This is a genomic window from Hydrogenophaga sp. FW305-3-2-15-A-LB1, assembly GCF_058787875.1.
This window is the reverse complement of the sequence record NZ_JBYTAE010000015.1, coordinates 1-19,072: the sequence shown is the minus strand read 5'-3', so window position 1 is coordinate 19,072 and position 19,072 is coordinate 1. Positions and strand designations below refer to the sequence as shown.

The following is a 19,072-nucleotide window of genomic DNA, read 5'->3' as shown; positions in this document are numbered from 1 at the left end:
GTTTTTCAGTCGTCTTCGGCGGCCGCCAGACCGGGGAACAGCACCTCGGTGAAGCCGAAGCGGCGGAAGTCGCGCACCCGCATCGGGTACAGCGTGCCCCAGAGGTGGTCGCATTCGTGCTGCACCACGCGGGCGTGAAAGCCTTCGGCTTCGCGGTCGATCGAACGGCCCTGCACGTCAAAGCCCTGGTAGCGGATGCGCCGCCAGCGCGGCACCACGCCACGCATGCCCGGCACCGACAGGCAACCTTCCCAGTCTTCCTCCTCTTCGTCCCCCAGCGGCGTGATCACGGGGTTGATCAGCACCGTGCGCGGCACCGGCGGCGCATCGGGGTAGCGGGGGTTGGGCAGGCCGCTGCCGAACAGCGCCACCTGCAGATCAACCCCGATCTGCGGCGCGGCCAGGCCGGCGCCGTGGGCCGCGGCCATGGTGTCCTGCAGGTCGACCACGAGCTGGTGCAGCTCGGGGGTGTCGAACGAGGTGACGGGCTGGGCGTGCCGCAGCAGGCGCGGATCCCCCATTTTGAGGATGGTCTGGATGCTCATGTCGCTCCGATGTGGAATTGGAAGTGGGAATGGGTGATGCCGCTGCCGTGTCAAAAGTCGCGGGACATTGGGATTTCTGCCGCTCGTTCAAATTTGACCAATTGGAAAATCATTCTATGGAAATTGAAATGAAAGACAGATTGCCCTGTTGAATAAAGTTTGCATTTCCCGTTGCAATACAGCTTTCCCTTCGTCAAAGGGCCCCATGCCGTCCGGATGCAGCGAGATTGAGCCGCTCTTTCTGAGCAAGGAAACCCTGCTGCGAATTGCAACAACAGTCTCTAGACTGGTCGCGGGAGTCAGCCATTTCGCACCGGATGTCCGCACCGGGAATTAATTCCGAGGCAAGGTGAAACAAATTAATGTTGTTTCCCGACCCGTCGATGAATTGCTGGCAACCGCCCCCGGAATTGGCCGGGGGTGTCTGCACTTGCTTTATTTTTTACCAGGAGGATATCCATGAAAAGGATTATCGATCGTTCCCACGGCCCGGCTCGGGCCGGCTTGACCGTGCTCGCTGCGGCCCTGCTGGTCCTTGGCGGGTGCTCTGGCACGGGTTCACTCAACACCGCCGGCGACGGCGCGGCCGTTTCCTCGGGCGGAGGCTCGGGTGGTGGTGGTGGTGGCGGCAATGGCGGTGGGGGAAGCGGTGGTGGCACCAGCAGCTCCCCGCTGGCCGCGGTCGTGCGCGAGCAAGGCAACACGGTCACCGACCTGGGCCAGGCCGTCTCCGGCCTGGGCGGCACGGTGTCCAACGTGGTCAAACCCCTGGTGGGCGGTGCCTCGGCGCAAGGCGTGGATGGCGTGGTCGGCCACACCGGCGGCGTGGTCAGCGCCTTGGGTTCGGCGGTGGCCAACGGCGTCGGCCAGATCGGCAAGGTCGACAACCCCCTGGGCGTCACCGCGGCCGGCCTGGGCGGCGCGGTGGATCAGGCGGGCAACGCGGTGTCCAGCGCGGGTGACGTCGTCACCGGCCTGGGCCAGAACCCGGCCACTTCGGCCCTGCGTCCGGTGACCAACGTCGCGGGCCAGGCCGTGGATCAGGCCGGCCAGGTGGTCAGCCGCGTGGGGCAGGGTCTGGAAACGCAGTTGGGCACGGGCCCGGCCAACCAGTTGCTGGGCGGCGCCAGCAAGGTGGTGGAGACGGTGGTGAACACCGGCGTGGGCGCCACGCAGACCGTGGGCAAGGCCACGGGCCTGGGTCCCGTGGTGGACCGCGTCATCGACCCCGTTTCAGCGGCCGTGGGCCAGGCGGGCGGGAAGCTCGCAGGCAGCAACACGCCGCTCACCCGGGATGTGGGCGAGGTCCTCGGCAACACCTCGCGCACGCTCGGCCACACGGGTGACCTGGTGAGCGGGCCCGCCAACGGCGGCGCCGTCAGCCCGGTCGAACAGGTGGGCCGCGCGATCAACACCGCGATCGTGCCCATCACCACCGGTGTGACGCAAGTGGCGACCCGGGTGAACGATGCCACCGGCGTCGGCACACCCGTCGGCAACCTGCTGGTGACCACCGGCGGCGCGGTGCAACAGCTGGGTGTGGGTGTGCAGGGCAACGGCAGCCAACCCGTGGTCAACAGCCTGGGTGAGGTGGTCAACCAGACCGGCGGCCTGGTCGCCCACATCGGCGGCGCCGTGGGCGGCACCACGGGCGGTGGCGGCGGCGCGGGGGGCGTGCTGGCACCCGTCGTCGGTGCCGTGAGCGGCCTGACCGGCGGCGCCGTCGGCGGCGGCAGCACGGGCGGTGCGGTCAACGTGCTCGCGCCCGTGGTCAACACCGTCGGCGCGCTGACCGGAGGCATCACCGCCACCGTGGGTGGCGGCGCCGCTGCCGGCGGTGGAACCACCACCCCGCTGACGACCACCCTGACCAACACCCTCGGTGGCATCACCGGTGGCCTGACCGGCGCGCTGCGCCGCTGACGCACGGAGGGCGGGAGCACATGCCAAGCCAGTTCACGCGACCACTGCTGCTGGCGGGGGCCGCCTGGTGGGTGGCCACGGGTGCGGGGGCGCAAGCCCTCGCCCCGGTCGGCAGCCCGCTGGACACCCTGCCCCGCCCCGCGCTGCCCACGCAGCCGGGCGCGGATGTGCGGGTGGACGTGGATGTGCAGGCCCCCGCCCCACCAGGCGCCGAGGTGTTGAACGCGCGGCTCACACCGCGCAAGTTCGACATCGAGGGCGTGCAGTCGATTCCCTTCGAGACGGTGGCCGCGCTGTTCGCGCCGCTGGCCGGGCAGTCGGTCACGGTGGGCGACATCGTGGCGCGCGCCCAGCAGGCGACCACGCTGTACCAGCAGCGCGGCTACGCGCTCTCGTTCTTCTTCGTGCCCAAGCAGGACTTCCAGCACGGCGTGGTGCGCGTGGTGGCCGTGGAAGGCCATGTGCAGACGGTGCGCATCGAAGGCCACCCCGGCAAGGCCGAGGCCCGGTTGCGCGAGATCGCCGAGCACATCCGCCATGAGAAGCCGCTGCGCACGGCCACTTTCGAACACTTCACCGCCCTGCTCGGCCGCCTGCCGGGCATGGGCATCCAGGCGCAGGTGCAACTGCCCACGAGCACCGACGGGGCCAGCACACTGGTCATCCAGGCGAACCAGAAGCCCTATGACGTCGCCGTGGGCCTGGAGACGCGCAAGCCGAATCCGCGCGCCGTGGTCACCGGCGTGCTGAACGATCCCCTCGTGGCCGGCAGCCAGCTCGGTGTCTCCACCCTGTTGTCCACGGCGGACAACGACCGGTACAACGCCCTGCACTACGAGCAAGTCCTCGGCAGCCGGGGATGGTCGGTCAGAGGGTCGCTTTCGCATTACCGGGGCGATCCCGACGAGCAACTCGGGGTGAGCAACCCGCTGCAGCGAAGAACCGAGGTCGAGCGGGCCGAACTCACGGCCAGCCTGCCGTTGAAACTGTCACGGGAAACCAGCTGGGTGGCCAGCACCGGGCTGTACGGCGTGAACACGCGCGACAGCCTCGCCAACCCCGCCAACGGCGCACAGCTGACCGACGACACCCAGGTGCGCGCCGTGTTCGGCCAGTTGAGCTACACCGCGCAGAAGCCCAACGACAGCGTGCAGCTCAACCTGCGGCTGACCCATGGGCTCTCGGGCCTCGGCGCCGACGCGGGCATCACCAGCAACGTGCCCGGGCTCTCAGGCCCCAGCGCGGCGAAGCTGGACTTCGCGCGCCTGCAGGCCGAGGCCAGCCACCAGCACCGCTTCGCCAACCGCTTCGGCACCGCGGTGTCCTTCGCCATGCAATACAGCCCGCACAACCTGCCCAGCAGCGAGAAGCTGTCCTTCGGCGGCAACCGTTTCGCGCGCGGCTACGGCGCCGGTGAAGCGGTGGGCGACTCGGGTTGGGGTCTGGGCCTGGAGCTCAACCGCGTGTTCGCGGTCGATGGCACCTGGTTGCGGCAGTGGCAACCCTACGTGCTGCTGGAGGCCGCCCGTGTGTACGCCCGCCTGGCCACGCCGGCACCTGCGCAGCTGAGTTCGGTCAGCCTGGGCCTGAGGCTGACCAACCACCGGCACTACAACCTCGATCTGGCCGTGTCGAAGCCGACCGGGGACATGCCGCTGGAGAACACGCAGCGCCACTGGCGCGCGAACCTCACGCTGAGCTACCGGCTGGGCGAGTGAAGCGTCAGGCCTCGGTGCCCAGCATCGCCAGCATGGCCGCTTCGTCGATCACCGCCACGCCCAGCGTTTGCGCTTTCTCCAGCTTGCTGCCGGCTTCGGTGCCGGCCACCACGTAGTCGGTTTTTTTGCTCACCGAGCCGGCCACTTTGGCGCCGGCGGCTTCGAGCAGGTCCTTGGCCTGGTCTCGGCTGAGCGTGGGGAAGGTGCCGGTGAGCACGAAGGTCTTGCCGGCCAGGGGCTGCGGCGCGCGCGCGGCGGGCTCGCCCTCTTCCCAGCTCAGGCCGCAGGCGCGCAGCTGCTCCACCACTTCGCGGTTGTGCGGCTGTTCGAAGAAGGTGTGGATGCTCTGCGCCACCACCGGGCCCACGTCGTTGACCTCCGAGAGGGCTTCGACGCTGGCGTCCATGATGCGGTCGAGCTGGCCGAAGTGGCGCGCCAGTTCCTTGGCCGTGGCCTCGCCCACGTGGCGGATGCCCAGGCCGAAGAGGAAACGCGGCAGCGTGGTGCGCTTGGATTTCTCGAGCGCGGCCACGATGTTGTTGGCGGACTTCTCGGCCATGCGGTCCAGCCCGGCCAGGGCGGTGAAACCGAGTTTGTAGAGATCGGGCAGCGTCTTGATCAGGCCACTGTCGACCAGTTGCTCCACCAGCTTGTCGCCCAGGCCCTCGATCTCGACGGCCCGGCGGTGCGCGAAGTGCAGGATGGCCTCTTTGCGCTGCGCGGCACAGAACAGGCCCCCGGTGCAGCGGTGGTCGGCCTCGCCCTCTTCCCGCACCGCGTCGCTGCCGCACACCGGGCATTGGGCGGGCATGGTGAACGGCGGAGGATCGCCGACGCGCTTGTCGGTCAGCACCGAGACGACCTCGGGAATCACATCGCCCGCGCGGCGCACGATCACCGTGTCGCCCACGCGCACGTCCTTGCGGCGCGCCTCCATCTCGTTGTGCAAGGTGGCGTTCGTCACCGTGACACCGCCCACGAACACGGGTGCCAGCTTGGCCACCGGCGTGAGCTTGCCGGTGCGGCCGACCTGCACGTCGATGGCCTGGACGGTGGTCAATTGTTCTTGCGCCGGGTACTTGTGCGCCACGGCCCAGCGCGGCTCGCGCGTGACAAAGCCCATCTGCTTCTGCCGCGCCAGGGAATCGACCTTGTAGACCACGCCGTCGATGTCGAACGGCAGCGTGTCGCGCAGTTCGCCGATGCGGCGGTGAAAGGCCACGAGCTCATCGGCACCGCGGCAGCGCGTGGTCTGCTCGGCGACCGGGAACCCCCAGGCCTTCAGGCGCATGAGCCAGTCGTACTGCGTCGCAGGCGGCTCGGCATCGCCCAGCACCTCGCCCCAGGAGTAGGCGAAGAAGCTCAGGGGACGGTCGCGCGTGATCTTCGAGTCGAGTTGCCGCACGGCCCCGGCGGCGGCGTTGCGCGGATTGACGAAGGTCTTCTCGCCCTTCGCGCCACTGGCGATCTTCTCGCGCTGGCGTTCGTTGAGCTGCTCGAACTGGTCGCGGCGCATGTACACCTCGCCGCGCACCTCGAGCACCTCCGGCACGCCCTCGGGCAGGCGCAGCGGGATCTGCCCGATGGTGCGCACGTTGTGGGTCACGTCCTCGCCGGTCTCGCCGTCACCGCGCGTGGCGGCCCGCACCAGCACGCCCTGCTCGTAACGCAGGCTCATGGCCAGCCCGTCGAACTTCAGCTCGGCCAGGTAGTCGACGGGTGGATCGGTTTCGCTCAGCTTGAGCTCGCGCCGCACACGCGCGTCGAAGGCCACCGCGCCCGTGGCTTCGGTGTCGGTCTCGGTGCGGATGCTGAGCATCGGCACCGCGTGGCGCACGGGCACCAGTTCCTTCAGGATCGCACCGCCCACGCGCTGGGTCGGCGAGTCGGGCGTAAGCAGCTCGGGGTGCGCGGCCTCGATGGCCTGCAGCTCGCGAAACAGCCTGTCGTACTCGGCGTCGGGGATCTCCGGTTCGTCGAGCGTGTAGTAGCGGTGGGCGTGGTGGTGCAGTTGCGCGCGCAATTCGGCGGCGCGCGCGGCCGGCGACGGCGGCTCGGCAAACAGGTCAGCGGTCATTTAGGAGAAGAGTCGGCGCGCCTGCGGGGAACCGGCGGACAGGTCGCGGCTGTCGAGCGCGTCGTACAGGCTTTCGAGGTCGGCACCGATGCGGTCCATGGTGTCGGTGGACAGCGGCTGGCCGCCGTCGTCGGTGACGACGCCTTCCATGGCCTCGGCCAGCGCCGTGGCGGCCTGGCGCATGCGCACGAAGGGTTGTTCGCTGCGCGGCACGTGCGTGACTTCGAGCGAGAGCGCGATCTCGCGCAGGGCGGTCTGTTCGGGGTCTTCGGCCATGGCGGCCTGCGGGTCGAACATGAGGCTGAGGATCGGTGCCTGGCCGCTCTGGCTGCCCGAGAGCACCATGCGCCCGGGCAAGGCCCCCGCGACGAAGCCGAGCTTGGACGCGTGCTGCGCGACATAGCCCGGGCTCCAGGCAGTGCGGCGCGCGCGCAGCGTGAAGCCCAGCTGGGCATCGTGCCCACTGGCGAAGGCATCCAGCTCGCGGGCCCGGGCCACCTCGGCGCGCATGTCGGGGAAATCGGGCGAGGCGCCGACCGCATCGGCGAAGGCCTGGGCCTTCACCACGAATTCGGAGAACTCGATGTCGTTGAGCGGCCCCGAGCGGTTGGCCAGTTGCACGCCGGCCTGCAGCGCGCGGTAGCGCTGGCCCAGGCGGGGGCTTTCCCATTCGCCGGTGGTCTCGCTCTGGCCTTCCACGGCAAACGGTTTGCTGCCCACGCGCCGCGTGCCCGGCAGCGCGGCGAGCAAGGCGTCGCCTGAGACCTCGTGTTCCAGCAGCAGCGGTGCGATCACGTCGATCAGCGCGTCCAGGCCCGGGCGCTTCTCGGGCGGCTGGGTCATCAGCGGGTTGAGGCTCACCGCCGCGGCCGCTTGCGCGATCGCCGCCGGATCGGGTGGCGCGGGGGCGCCCGGCATGTCGCCGAGCACCGGGTCGATGCGCTGGATCTCGTGCTCGGAGAGGTCCGCCGGCGTGTAAGGCAGGGTCTCGTCGCCAGCCGCTTCGTCGCGCGGCGCCTCGCTGCGTTCGCGAGCCGTGCGCGGCGCGCTGCGGCTGGTCGTCCAGGCGTTGTAGGCCACCAGGCCCGCCAGTACGAGACCGCCCATGATGGCCAGACCGATTTGCAATGTGCTCATGGTGTGGAGTGTGATCAGGTGGGTTCGAGCATGCCGGCGGCCGATTCCATGTCCACCGCCACGATGCGGGAGACGCCCTGCTCCTGCATGGTCACGCCGATCAACTGCTCGGCCATTTCCATGGCGATCTTGTTGTGGCTGATGAACAGGAACTGGGTTTCCTTGGCCATGGCGGTCACCAGTTTCGCATAGCGTTCGGTGTTGGCGTCGTCCAGCGGCGCGTCCACCTCGTCCAGCAGACAGAACGGCGCGGGGTTGAGCTGGAAGATGGCGAACACCAGCGCGATGGCGGTCAGCGCCTTCTCGCCGCCCGAGAGCAGGTGGATGGTCTGGTTCTTCTTGCCGGGCGGCTGCGCCATCACCTGCACGCCGGCATCGAGGATCTCCTCGCCGGTCATCACCAGCCTGGCGTTGCCGCCACCGAACAGCTCGGGGAACATGCGGCCGAAGTGGCCGTTGACGGTCTCGAAGGTGCTGCCCAGCAGTTCGCGGGTTTCGTTGTCGATCTTCTTGATCGCGTCTTCCAGCGTGTTCATGGCCTCGACCAGGTCGGCCGATTGCGCGTCGAGGAAGGTCTTGCGCTCGCGCGCCGCGGTGAGTTCATCGAGCGCGGCGAGGTTGACCGCACCAAGCGACTGGATCTCGCGGTGCAGGCGGTCGATCTCGCCCTGCAGGCCGGCGAGCCGCACATTGCCTTCGGTGATGCTTTGCGCCACCGCCGCCAGATCGGCCTGGGCCTCTTCGAGCAACTGGCTGTACTGCTCCACGCCCAGGCGGGCGGCCTGCTCCTTGAGCTGGAAATCGGTGATGCGGTTGCGCAGCGGTTCGAGTTCGCGTTCCAGCTGCAGGCGGCGCTCGTCGCTGGCGCGCAGCTTGGCGGTGAGTTCGTCATATTGGCTGCGCAGCGCGCCCAGGGCCTGTTCGCGCTCCAGTTTCATGGCCAGGGCGTTCTGCAGACCAGCCTGGGCCGCCGCGTCGTTCAGCCGGGCGAGTTCGTCGCTGGCGCGCTGCTGCTCGTCCGCCAGCGATTTTTCCTGGGTGGCCGCGGTTTCCATGGCGCGCTGCAGTTCGCTCTGGCGCGCCTGCAGACTGCGCAGCGCGAAGACGGCTTCCTGCGCGGTGCGCTCCAGCGAGCGCTGCTGCTCGCGCGCCTGGTTCAGCGCGCGCTCGGCTTCGATCACCTTGTCGTCGAACTGTGCGTGGCGCTCCTGGCTGTCGGCCAGCTGCATGTCCAGCTCTTCGAAGCGGGCCTCGGCCGTCACGCGGCGCTCCTGCAGCTCGTCGAGCTGGGCGTCCACTTCGGCCAGGTCGGCGCCGATCTGCTCGCTGCGCGCGCGGGTCTGTTCGGCCAGCTGTGTCAGGCGCAGGGCTTCCACCTGCAGCTCGTGCGCTCGGCTGCGCGACTCGGCGGCATCGCGGCGCGCGCTCACCAGGCGCTGCGAGGCGTCGGTGTAGGCCGCCTCGGCGCGGATCAGGGATGAGCGCGCCTGCTCGGCGATCAGCACCTGGGCCTTGAGCTGCTTGTCGATGTTCTCGATTTCCTGGGCCCGCGCCAGCAGGCCGGCCTGCTCGCTGTCGGGCGCGTAGAAGCTCACGCTGTGCGCGGTGACGGCGTGGCCGCTGGCGACGAAGATCACCTCGCCGGCCTGCAGCTGCGCGCGCTGGGCCAGCGCCTCTTCCAGGCTGGACGCCGTCAGGCAGCCGTGCAGCCACTCGGCCAACAGCGCCTGTTGGCCGGCGTCGTTCAGGCGCAGCCATTGCACCAGGGGTTTGAGGCCGGTGGCGCTGCTGCTCGCGGCCGCACCAGGCGGTGGGCTGTAGAAGGCCAGCTTGGCCGGTGGCGCGTCGTTGCCGAAGGCGCGCACCATGTCCAGGCGAGACACCTCCAGCGCACTCAGGCGTTCGCGCAGCGCGGCTTCCAGGGCGTTTTCCCAGCCGGTTTCGATGTGGATGCGGCTCCACAAACCCTGCAGGCTGTCCAGGCCGTGCTTGGCCAGCCAGGGCTTCAACTTGCCGTCGGTCTTGACCTTGTCCTGCAGCGCCTTAAGCGCCTCCATGCGGGCCGACAGGTCGGCCTGCTTCGCGGACTCCTGGTTCACCGCCTGCTGCGCGGCGCGGCGCGCCTCGTCGAGCTGGGGCACGCTGTCCTGCAGCTCGTGCAGCACGGCGTCGTTGAGTTCGGCGGTCTCCTGCGCGCTGGCCAGCTGGGTCTGGGCACTGAGCAGGCGCGCCTCGTCGGGCGCGGCCAGGGCATTGCGGTCGGCCACCAGGCGCTCGCGGCGCTGGTTGAGCGTGCGGCTCTGTTCTTCGACGTTGCGCTGCTCGGCGGCCAGCACCTGGATCTGCTGCTGCACCTGCGTGACGCTGGCGCGCTGCTCGTTGGCCCGGGTCTGAGCCTGGCGCAGGTGGTCTTCCAGCGCGGGCAAGGCGCCCGACTGCTCTTCGCCCTGCGCGGCCAGCACGACCGACTGGTCCTCGGCCTGCACCATGGACTCGGCGAGCTGCTCCAGCTCCACCGCCGCGTCCTGGCTGCGCGTGGCCCAGGAGCCCATCTGTTCTTTCAGCTGCACCAGGCGCTGTTCGACGCGCTGGCGGCCCTCGACCACGAAGCGGATCTCGGCCTCGAGCTTGCCGACCTCGGCACTGGCCTCGTACAGCTTGCCCTGGGCCTGGTTCACCTGATCACCGGCCGCGTAATGGGCCTGGCGGATGGTTTCGAGCTCGGATTCGATGCGGCGCAGGTCGGCGGTGCGCGATTCGAGGTCGTTGACCGCCTGGGCGGCATCGGTCTTCACCTTGACCTGGTCCGACTCGGCCTCGCTGCGCTTGAGGAACCACAGCTGCTGCTGCTTGAGCGTGGCGCTGGCCTGCAGGTGGTTGTAGCGCGCGGCCACCTCGGCCTGTTTCTCCAGCTTGTCGAGGTTGGCGTTGAGCTCGCGCAGGATGTCTTCCACCCGCGTGAGGTTTTCGCGCGTGTCGGCCAGGCGGTGCGCGGTCTCGCGGCGGCGTTCCTTGTACTTGGAAACCCCGGCGGCTTCCTCCAGGAACAGGCGCAATTCTTCGGGCTTGCTCTCGATGATGCGGCTGATGGTGCCTTGGCCAATGATGGCGTAGGCGCGCGGGCCCAGGCCGGTGCCCAGGAACACGTCCTGCACGTCGCGGCGGCGCACCGGCTGGTTGTTGATGTAGTAGCTGCTGGTGCCGTCGCGCGTGAGCACGCGCTTGACCGCGATCTCGCCGAACTGGCCCCACTGGCCGCCCGCGCGGTGGTCGCTGTTGTCGAACACCAGTTCGACGCTGGAACGGCTGGCGGGCTTGCGCGAGGTCGTGCCGTTGAAGATCACGTCCTGCATGGATTCGCCGCGCAGCTCGGAGGCCTTGGACTCGCCCAGCACCCAGCGCACCGCGTCCATGATGTTGGACTTGCCGCAGCCGTTGGGCCCGACCACACCCACGAGCTGGCCCGGGAGCATGAAGTTGGTGGGTTCGGCGAAGGACTTGAAGCCGGAGAGCTTGATCGAGTTGAGACGCACGCTGGGAGGCCCCCTGGCATAGCCAAGTGTTTGATTTCAAAGGCATTTCCTCCATCGCAGGCGCGATGGAGGGGTGGCTGATGATACCGTGCATGCGCCCCGGGGTACGGTACGGTGCACCCATTGCGCCAAGCCCGATAATCGTCGGCCATGAACCCCTTGCTCTCGCGCCTGCAGCCCTACCCCTTCGAGCGGCTGCGCAAGCTCTTTGCCGACATCACCCCCAACCCCGCCCTGCGCCCCATCAGCCTGGGCATCGGCGAGCCCAAGCACGCCGCGCCCGATTTCCTGAAACAGGCCCTGGCCGCCTCGCTCGACACCGGATTGAGCAGCTACCCCGCCACGGCGGGCACGCCGGCGCTGCGCGAGGCCTGTGCCGCCTGGGTGCAGCGGCGCTACGGCGTGGCGCTGGACGCGGCCACCCAGGTGCTGCCCGTCAATGGCTCGCGCGAGGCGCTGTTCGCGTTCGCGCAGACCGTGATCGACCCGACGCGCCCGGGCGCCACCGTGGTGATGCCCAACCCGTTCTATCAAATCTACGAAGGCGCGGCCTTCCTGGGCGGTGCCGAGCCGCACTACGTGGCCTGCGACCCCGCGCGCAACTTCGCGGCCGACTGGGACAGCGTGCCCGAGGCGGTCTGGGCGCGCACGCAACTGCTGTTCGTGTGCTCGCCCGGCAACCCCGCTGGGGCCGTGATGCCGCTGGACGAATGGCAGCGCCTGTTCGAGCTGAGCGACCGCCACGGCTTCGTGATCGCCTCCGACGAGTGCTACAGCGAGATCTACTTCCGCGACGACGCCCCGCTGGGCGGCCTGGAAGCCGCGCAACGCCTGGGCCGCACCGACTTCCGCCGCCTGATGATGTTCACCAGCCTGTCCAAGCGCAGCAACGTGCCGGGCCTGCGCAGCGGCTTCGTGGCGGGCGACGCCTCGCTGATCAAGCCCTTCCTGCTCTACCGCACCTACCACGGTGGCGCCATGAGCCCGGTGGTGCAGGCGGCCAGCGTGGCGGCCTGGGGCGATGAAGACCACGTCGTGGACAACCGGCGCCAGTACCGCGAGAAATTCGCCCAGGTCACGCCGCTGCTGGCCCAGGTGCTCGACGTGGCCCTGCCCGACGCCTCCTTTTACCTATGGGCCGCCGTGCCGGCCTCGTTTGCCGACGCCGCGGCCGGCCTCAGCGCCGACGAGGCTTTCGCCCGCGAGCTGCTGGCTCAATACAATGTGACGGTGCTGCCCGGCAGCTACCTGGCCCGCGAGGTCGGCGGCGCGAACCCGGGCACCGGCCGCGTGCGCATGGCCCTGGTGGCCGAACCTGCCGAATGCCTGGAAGCCGCCGGGCGCATCCAGGCCTTCCTGTCGCGCCGCGCCTGACGCGGCGCCCTCCCGCTTTCTCTCCTTTTCTTCACCCTTGCTCCTCTGAGACCATGACCCAACAACTGCAAACCCTGATCGACAACGCCTGGGACAACCGTGCCGAACTCTCCCCCGCCTCCGCTCCCAAGGAAGTGGTGGACGCGGTGGAGCATGTGATCTCCGAGCTCAACAACGGCAAGCTGCGCGTGGCCACGCGCGAAGGCGTGGGCCAGTGGACGGTGCACCAGTGGATCAAGAAGGCCGTGCTGCTCTCCTTCCGCCTGAAGGACAACGAAGTCATGCGCGCCGGCGACCTCGGCTTCTTCGACAAGGTCAAGACCAAGTTCGCCCACCTGAGCGAAGCCGAGATGAAGGCCACCGGCGTGCGCGTGGTGCCGCCGGCCGTGGCCCGTCGCGGCAGCTACATCGCCAAGGGCGCGATCCTCATGCCCAGCTACGTGAACATCGGCGCCTACGTGGACGAGAACACCATGGTCGACACCTGGGCCACGGTGGGCTCCTGCGCGCAGATCGGCAAGAACGTGCACCTCTCGGGCGGCGTGGGCATCGGCGGCGTGCTGGAGCCGCTGCAGGCCGGCCCCACCATCATCGAAGACAACTGCTTCATCGGCGCCCGCTCCGAAGTCGTCGAAGGCGTGGTGATCGAGGAGAACTCGGTCATCTCCATGGGCGTGTACATCGGCCAGAGCACCCCGATCTACGACCGCGCCACGGGCGAGGTGAGCTACGGCCGCGTGCCGGCCGGCTCGGTCGTGATCAGCGGCAACCTGCCCAAGGACGGCGGCAAGTACAGCCTGTACGCGGCGATCATCGTCAAGCGCGTGGATGCGCAGACCCGCGCCAAGACCAGCCTGAACGACCTCCTGCGCGATTGAGGCGGCAGCGGCGGCCCGGAGCAACCCACAGGGAGATGGCATGAGCAGCGGAACGATGGAGCGCATCCTGCGCCTGATGGCCGACAAGAAGGCCTCGGACGTGTACCTGACGGCGCACGCGCCGGCCATGATCAAGATCAACGGCCAGACCATCCCCGTCAACAGCCAGGTGCTGCCGCCGGAGGCGCCGCGCAACCTGCTGGCCGAGATCGTGCCGCCCACCCGCATGGAAGAGTTGCAGGAAACCGGCGAGCTCAACATGGCCGTGCCGCTGGAGAACCTCGGCAACTTCCGCGTCAGCGCGTTCCGCCAGCGCGGCCACGTCGCGGTGGTGATCCGCTTCGTGTCGAGCGAGATCCCCCCGCTGGACTCGCTCAACGTGGCGCCGGTGCTGGCCGATCTCATCATGGAAAAACGCGGGCTCATGCTCATGGTCGGCGCCACCGGCGCGGGCAAGAGCACCACGCTGGCGGCCATGATCGACCACCGCAACGAGCGCGCCACGGGCCACATCCTGACGATCGAAGACCCGATCGAGTACGTCTACCGCAACAAGAAGTCGGTGGTGAACCAGCGCGAGATCGGGCCTGACACCGCCTCGCTCCAGGTCGCCCTGAAGAACGCCTTGCGCCAGGCGCCGGACGTGATCCTGATCGGCGAGATCCGCGACCGCGAGACCATGTCGGCCGCCATTTCCTACGCGCAGTCAGGCCACCTGTGCCTGGCCACGCTGCACGCCAGCAACAGCTACCAGGCGCTCAACCGCATCCTGAGCTTCTACCCGGTCGAGGTGCGCCCCACGTTGTTGGGCGACCTGGCCGCCGCGCTGCGTGCCATCGTCTCGCAACGCCTGCTGCGCACCCACACCGGTGGGCGCGTGCCGGCGACGGAGGTGATGCTCAACACCTCGCTGATTGCCGACCTGATCCAGAAGGCCGACTTTTCGGGTGTGCGCGAAGCCATGGAGAAGTCGCTGGCCGAAGGCTCGCAAAGCTTCGAGCAGGACCTGGCCCGCCTGATCAACGATGGCCTGGTCGCGCGCAACGAGGGCCTGGCCCACGCCGATTCGCCCAACAACCTGCTCTGGCGCCTGCAGAACGACTTCAACGCCACCAAGGCGAGCGAAGCCGCGCAGGCCAGCGAAGAGGACGGGGGCGACAGCGCCACCTTCACCGAGTTCACGCTCGACGTCAAATTCTGATCCGATGACCGATACCCTGCGCCTGACCGAAGCCCTGATCGCCTGCCCCTCCGTCACCCCCCGCGACGAAGGTTGCCAGGCGCTGATCGGCGCGCGGCTGGCGCGGCTGGGCTTCGCGTGCGAGACCATCGAGAGCGGCCCGGCCGACTTTCGTGTGACCAACCTCTGGGCCCGCCTGGGCCAGGGCCGGCGGCCCACCCTGGTGTTCGCCGGCCACACCGACGTGGTGCCCACCGGCCCGCTGACCGCCTGGGCCAGCGACCCCTTCGTGCCCAGCCACCGCGACGGCAAGCTGTTCGGCCGGGGCACGGCCGACATGAAGACCTCGCTGGCGGCCATGGTTGTGGCCTGCGAAGAGTTCGTGGCCGCGAACCCGGCGCCCGCCATCGACGTGGCCTTCCTGCTCACCAGCGACGAGGAAGGCCCGGCGCTGGACGGCACGGTGATCGTCTGCAATACCCTCCAACAGCGCGGCGAGCGGCTGGACTGGTGCATCGTGGGTGAGCCGACCTCGGTCGAGCGCACCGGCGACATGATCAAGAACGGGCGCCGCGGGACCATGAGCGGCAAGCTCACCGTCAAGGGCATCCAGGGCCACATCGCCTACCCCCACCTGGCGAAGAACCCGATCCACCTCGCCGCCCCCGCGCTGGCCGAACTCGCGGCCACCGTGTGGGACGGTGGCAATGAATTCTTCCCGCCCACCAGCTGGCAGATCAGCAACATCCATGGCGGCACCGGCGCGAGCAATGTGATCCCGGGCACGGTGGTGATCGATTTCAATTTCCGTTTCTCCACCGAGTCCACGCCCGAGGGCCTTCAGCAGCGGGTCGGCGAGCTGCTGCAGCGCCACGGCCTGCAGCCCGGCGCCGACTTCGACCTCGACTGGACGCTCGGAGGCCGGCCCTTCCTCACGCCACCGGGCACGCTGGTCGATGCGGTGCGCGCGGCCATCCACGACGAGGTCGGCGTGGCCACCACGCTGTCCACCACCGGCGGCACCAGCGATGGCCGCTTCATCGCGCAGGTCTGCCCGCAGGTGATCGAGCTGGGCCCGCCCAATGCCACCATCCACAAGATCGACGAGCACGTGGCCGTGGCCGACATCGAACCGCTCAAGAACATCTACCGCCGCACGCTGGAGCATCTCGACGCCCAGGCCCGTGCGCCTGCTTGAGCCCACCGTGAACCTGAACGAACTCCTCATCCAAGCCCGTCAACGCCTGGAGGCCGCGCAGCTGGCCTATGGCCATGGCACGACCAACGCCCAGGACGAGGCCGCCTGGCTGGTGCTCTGGCAACTCGGCCTGCCGCTGGACAGCGACCTGGAAACCCTGGCCAGGCGCCGCGTGACGGCCGAAGAACAATCCGCCGTGCTGGCCCTGATCCAGCGCCGCATCGACACGCGCGAGCCCGCGGCCTACCTCACCGGCGAGGCCTGGCTGCAGGGCGTGCCGTTCTACGTGGACCGGCGGGCCATCGTGCCGCGCAGCTTCATCGCCGAACTGCTGGCCGAAGGGTCGATCGACCCCTGGCTGGACGAGCGGTCCCGCGATGTGCTCGACCTGTGCACCGGCAACGGCAGCCTGGCCGTGCTCGCCGCCATGGCCTACCCCGATGTGCGCGTCACCGGCGCCGACATTTCGCCCGATGCGCTGGCCGTGGCCCGCATCAACGTCGATCGGCATGGGCTGCAGCACCGCATCCGGCTGGTCGAGTCCGATGGGCTGGCCGCCTGCCGCGGCCCCTGGGACCTGATCCTGTGCAACCCACCCTACGTGAGCGCGCAGAGCATGGCCACGCTGCCGCCCGAGTACCTGGCCGAGCCCGGTCTGGCGCTCGACGGCAACACGGCCGGCAGCCGCGACGGCATGGACTTCGTGCGCGCCCTGCTGCGCGGCGCGGCCCGCTGCCTGAAACCCGACGGTGTGCTGGTGCTTGAGATCGGCAACGAACGCGAGCACTTCGAAGCGGCCTTCCCTCAGCTCGAAGCCATCTGGCTCGAAACCAGCGCAGGCGACGACCAGGTCCTGCTGCTCACCCTTGAATCCCTTTTGGCGCTGCCCATCTCGCAGGCGCCCGCTCCATGATCACTTTGAAGAATGTTGTCCTTCGCCGCGGGGCGAAGGTCTTGCTCGATGGCGCCTCCTGCACCATCAACCCGGGAGAAAAAGTCGGCCTGGTGGGCCGCAACGGCGCCGGCAAGTCCAGCCTGTTCCGCCTGCTCGATGGCACGCTGCACGAAGACAAGGGGGACTTCTACGTGCCCCCGCAATGGCGCATGGCGCAGGTCGCGCAGGACATGCCCGAGACCGACATGTCCGCCACGCAGTTCGTCATCGAAGGCGACTCCACGCTGCTGAAAGCCCAGCAGGAAGTGACTGCCGCCGAAGACAGCGGTGACGGCGAGCGCATGGCCCACGCCTACATGGCCTTGCACGATGCCGGCGCGCACGACGCGCCCGCGCGCGCGCAGGCCCTGATCCTCGGCCTGGGTTTTCGCACCGACGAACTCGAGCGCCCGGTCGACAGCTTCTCCGGCGGCTGGCGCATGCGCCTGCAGCTCGCGCGCGCCCTCATGTGCCCCAGCGAGCTGCTGCTGCTCGACGAACCCACCAACCACCTGGACCTCGATGCCCTGGTCTGGCTCGAAGCCTGGCTCAAGCGCTACGACGGCACCCTGCTCGTGATCAGCCACGACCGCGAGTTCCTCGACGCCATCACCAACGTCACCGTGCACATCGAGCGCGCGCTGCTCAACCGCTATGGCGGCAACTACAGCCGCTTCGAGGACATGCGCGCCGAGCAGATGGCGCTGCAGGCCACGTCGTACGCGCGCCAGCAGGAGAAGATGGCCCACCTGCAGAAGTTCATCGACCGCTTCAAGGCCAAGGCCAGCAAGGCCAAGCAGGCGCAGAGCCGGGTCAAGGCGCTGGAGCGCATGGAGAAGATCGGGCCGGTGCTGGCCGAGGCCGACTTCAACTTCGAGTTCAGCGAACCGCAGAACCTGCCCAACCCCATGCTGGCCATGGAAGGCGTCACCTTCGGCTACCCGCCGCGCGAGCCCGGCGGCGAGCCGGTGGCCATCGTGCGCGGCATCAGCCGCTCGGTGCTGGCCGGCCAGCGCATCGGCATCCTGGGCGCCAACGGCCAGGGCAAGTCCACGGTGGTCAAGACCATCGCCCGCGATCTGCAGGCGCTGGCGGGCCAGATCACCGAAGGCAAGGGCCTCAACATCGGCTACTTCGCCCAGCAGGAACTCGACGTGCTGCGCCCCGCCGACACCCCGCTGGAGCACATGATCCGCCTGGTGCGCGACTGCACCGCGCAAGGGCGCCTGAGCGGACAGCCCACGCGCGAGCAGGACCTGCGCAGCTTCCTGGGCAACTTCAACTTCACGGGCGACCAGGTCAAGCAGAGCGTGGGCAGCATGAGCGGCGGCGAGAAGGCGCGGCTGGTGCTGTGCATGATCGTCTGGCAGCGCCCCAACCTGCTGCTGCTCGACGAGCCCACCAACCACCTGGACCTGGCCACACGCGAAGCCCTGTCCGTGGCGCTCAATGAGTTCGAAGGCACCGTCATGCTGGTCAGCCACGATCGTGCCCTGCTGCGCGCCGTGTGCGACGAGTTCTGGCTGGTCTCGCGCGGAGGCATCGAACCCTTCGATGGCGACCTCGACGACTACCAGCGCTACCTGCTCGACGTGGCCAAACAATCGCGCGAGGCGCAACGCCAGGAGCAGCGTGGGCAGTCGCGCAGCCCCGCGCCGCCGCCCGCAGCCGCTCCGGTGGCCGCCCCCAAGGCGCCCGAGCCCGCTCGCACGCCGGAACAGAAGCGCCAGGACGCGCAGCGCCGCCAGCAGGTGGCCGAAAAGACCAAGCCCTTGAAGAAGGAGCTCGAACAGACCGAGAAGCGCATGGCGCAACTCGCCCAGGAGAAAACGCGCCTGGAAGCCGCCATGAGCCAGCCCGCCAGCCCGGCCGACATCGCCGAATCGGGCCGCCGCCTCAAGGCCGTGAACGACGAGAACGACACGCTGGAGGCGCGCTGGCTGGAACTGCACGAGGCGATCGAGGCGGCGGCAGGCGCCTGAGCCGGGCGGGACAACCCTGTAGACCCTGGCGGGAGGCGCTGGAGTATCCTGTGCAGGCCGGTCAAGCGGACCGGCCTTTCTCACACAAACCAGGAGGGTCCCTCAACATGATGTCCATTCTCGGCACGCTTTTCATCGGTCTCATTGCCGGCTTCATTGCCCGCGCGCTCAAGCCCGGCGACGATGGCATGGGCTGGATCATGACCGCCATCCTCGGTGTGGCAGGCGCCTTCGTCGCCGGCTACCTGGGCTCCGCGCTCGGCTTCTACCAACAGGGCGAACCGGTAGGCTTCATCGCCTCCGTCATCGGTGCGATCCTGCTGCTGGTGATCTACGGCCTCTTCAAGAAGAAGTGAACCTTACCGGCCCATCGCGGCTGGCATGCCCCCCCACGTCTCCATCACCGGATCTGGCACGGTCGTCGGGTGTGGAGGCCGTGGCTGGGAGACTCAAAAGTGCGTTTGGGCCATGAAAACAAGCGCCTGAATCCTGAATAGGAGCGCTTCATTCTCCTGTGACTGCTGTGCGCATGGCCTGCGATATGGTTCGCAGCCATTCGCCCCATGCCCCAGCGTCCAGTGCCCCTCCTCCTC

Annotated in this window: 13 protein-coding genes; 9 read left to right on the top strand and 4 right to left on the bottom strand. The window is 68.7% G+C overall.

What is annotated here, in order from left to right; translation table 11 throughout:
- Positions 1-5: 5 nt before the first annotated feature.
- Entirely contained in the window at positions 6-545 is a 540-nt protein-coding gene (def, locus tag AC3WPZ_RS06465) for a peptide deformylase (RefSeq protein WP_382324951.1), read from the bottom strand.
- A gap of 459 nt (positions 546-1,004) precedes the next feature.
- Here def and AC3WPZ_RS06460 point away from each other — a divergent pair, with 459 nt between their 5' ends.
- Positions 1,005-2,468, top strand: a complete 1,464-nt coding sequence (locus AC3WPZ_RS06460) for a collagen-like triple helix repeat-containing protein (protein WP_492434955.1) — start codon at positions 1,005-1,007, stop codon at positions 2,466-2,468.
- Positions 2,469-2,488: 20 nt separating this feature from the next.
- A complete protein-coding gene (locus AC3WPZ_RS06455) occupies positions 2,489-4,186 on the top strand; it encodes a ShlB/FhaC/HecB family hemolysin secretion/activation protein (RefSeq protein ID WP_492438694.1) in 1,698 nt (565 codons plus the stop codon).
- 4 nt (positions 4,187-4,190) lie between these two features.
- On the opposite strand, the gene ligA is transcribed toward AC3WPZ_RS06455, so the two are convergent.
- Genes ligA through smc form a run of 3 tightly spaced genes read right to left on the bottom strand, consistent with a single transcriptional unit; the run spans position 4,191 to position 10,933 of the window.
- Positions 4,191-6,263, bottom strand: a complete 2,073-nt coding sequence (gene ligA / locus AC3WPZ_RS06450; RefSeq protein WP_492438692.1) for an NAD-dependent DNA ligase LigA — start codon at positions 6,261-6,263, stop codon at positions 4,191-4,193.
- Positions 6,264-7,400 (bottom strand): cell division protein ZipA C-terminal FtsZ-binding domain-containing protein, encoded by a 1,137-nt coding sequence (locus AC3WPZ_RS06445; protein WP_382157739.1) that lies wholly within the window; start codon positions 7,398-7,400, stop codon positions 6,264-6,266.
- A gap of 14 nt (positions 7,401-7,414) precedes the next feature.
- A complete protein-coding gene (gene smc, locus AC3WPZ_RS06440) occupies positions 7,415-10,933 on the bottom strand; it encodes a chromosome segregation protein SMC (protein WP_492438690.1) in 3,519 nt (1,172 codons plus the stop codon).
- A 150-nt stretch (positions 10,934-11,083) separates the two neighbouring features.
- On the opposite strand from smc, the gene dapC reads away from it, so the two are divergent.
- The 7 genes from dapC to AC3WPZ_RS06405 all read left to right on the top strand — a co-directional run bounded on the left by dapC (position 11,084) and on the right by AC3WPZ_RS06405 (position 18,835).
- Complete coding sequence (gene dapC, locus AC3WPZ_RS06435) at positions 11,084-12,307, top strand: succinyldiaminopimelate transaminase (protein WP_444686619.1); 1,224 nt, start codon at positions 11,084-11,086, stop codon at positions 12,305-12,307.
- Between the two features lie 53 nt (positions 12,308-12,360).
- The gene (dapD, locus tag AC3WPZ_RS06430) at positions 12,361-13,185 is read left to right on the top strand and encodes a 2,3,4,5-tetrahydropyridine-2,6-dicarboxylate N-succinyltransferase (protein ID WP_291121525.1); all 825 of its coding nucleotides are present in this window, start codon (positions 12,361-12,363) and stop codon (positions 13,183-13,185) included.
- Positions 13,186-13,225: 40 nt separating this feature from the next.
- Positions 13,226-14,386 carry a PilT/PilU family type 4a pilus ATPase gene (locus tag AC3WPZ_RS06425; protein ID WP_291121522.1) on the top strand — a complete coding sequence of 387 codons (1,161 nt, stop codon included), beginning with the start codon at positions 13,226-13,228 and terminating at the stop codon, positions 14,384-14,386.
- Positions 14,387-14,390: 4 nt separating this feature from the next.
- On the top strand, positions 14,391-15,563 hold the full coding sequence (dapE, locus tag AC3WPZ_RS06420) for a succinyl-diaminopimelate desuccinylase (RefSeq protein WP_382157731.1): 1,173 nt from the start codon (positions 14,391-14,393) through the stop codon (positions 15,561-15,563).
- Between the two features lie 7 nt (positions 15,564-15,570).
- Positions 15,571-16,476, top strand: a complete 906-nt coding sequence (prmB, locus tag AC3WPZ_RS06415) for a 50S ribosomal protein L3 N(5)-glutamine methyltransferase (protein ID WP_382324967.1) — start codon at positions 15,571-15,573, stop codon at positions 16,474-16,476.
- Positions 16,473-18,479, top strand: a complete 2,007-nt coding sequence (locus AC3WPZ_RS06410) for an ABC-F family ATP-binding cassette domain-containing protein (protein ID WP_444686621.1) — start codon at positions 16,473-16,475, stop codon at positions 18,477-18,479. Before prmB ends, AC3WPZ_RS06410 begins: the two co-directional genes overlap by 4 nt.
- Before the next feature lie 107 nt (positions 18,480-18,586).
- Positions 18,587-18,835, top strand: coding sequence for a GlsB/YeaQ/YmgE family stress response membrane protein (locus AC3WPZ_RS06405; protein WP_382157725.1), 249 nt, complete (start codon positions 18,587-18,589; stop codon positions 18,833-18,835).
- Positions 18,836-19,072: the final 237 nt, after the last annotated feature.

What these genes read in the sequence shown, in the direction of transcription:
- AC3WPZ_RS06425 (WP_291121522.1), top strand. Translation starts at nt 13,226, where the DNA reads ATGAGCAGCGGAACGATGGAGCGCATCCTGCGCCTGATGGCCGACAAG.
- AC3WPZ_RS06460 (WP_492434955.1), top strand. Translation starts at nt 1,005, where the DNA reads ATGAAAAGGATTATCGATCGTTCCCACGGCCCGGCTCGGGCCGGCTTG.
- AC3WPZ_RS06445 (WP_382157739.1), bottom strand. Translation starts at nt 7,400, where the DNA reads ATGAGCACATTGCAAATCGGTCTGGCCATCATGGGCGGTCTCGTACTG.
- def (WP_382324951.1), bottom strand. Translation starts at nt 545, where the DNA reads ATGAGCATCCAGACCATCCTCAAAATGGGGGATCCGCGCCTGCTGCGG.
- AC3WPZ_RS06405 (WP_382157725.1), top strand. Translation starts at nt 18,587, where the DNA reads ATGATGTCCATTCTCGGCACGCTTTTCATCGGTCTCATTGCCGGCTTC.
- dapC (WP_444686619.1), top strand. Translation starts at nt 11,084, where the DNA reads ATGAACCCCTTGCTCTCGCGCCTGCAGCCCTACCCCTTCGAGCGGCTG.
- ligA (WP_492438692.1), bottom strand. Translation starts at nt 6,263, where the DNA reads ATGACCGCTGACCTGTTTGCCGAGCCGCCGTCGCCGGCCGCGCGCGCC.
- AC3WPZ_RS06455 (WP_492438694.1), top strand. Translation starts at nt 2,489, where the DNA reads ATGCCAAGCCAGTTCACGCGACCACTGCTGCTGGCGGGGGCCGCCTGG.
- dapD (WP_291121525.1), top strand. Translation starts at nt 12,361, where the DNA reads ATGACCCAACAACTGCAAACCCTGATCGACAACGCCTGGGACAACCGT.
- AC3WPZ_RS06410 (WP_444686621.1), top strand. Translation starts at nt 16,473, where the DNA reads ATGATCACTTTGAAGAATGTTGTCCTTCGCCGCGGGGCGAAGGTCTTG.
- dapE (WP_382157731.1), top strand. Translation starts at nt 14,391, where the DNA reads ATGACCGATACCCTGCGCCTGACCGAAGCCCTGATCGCCTGCCCCTCC.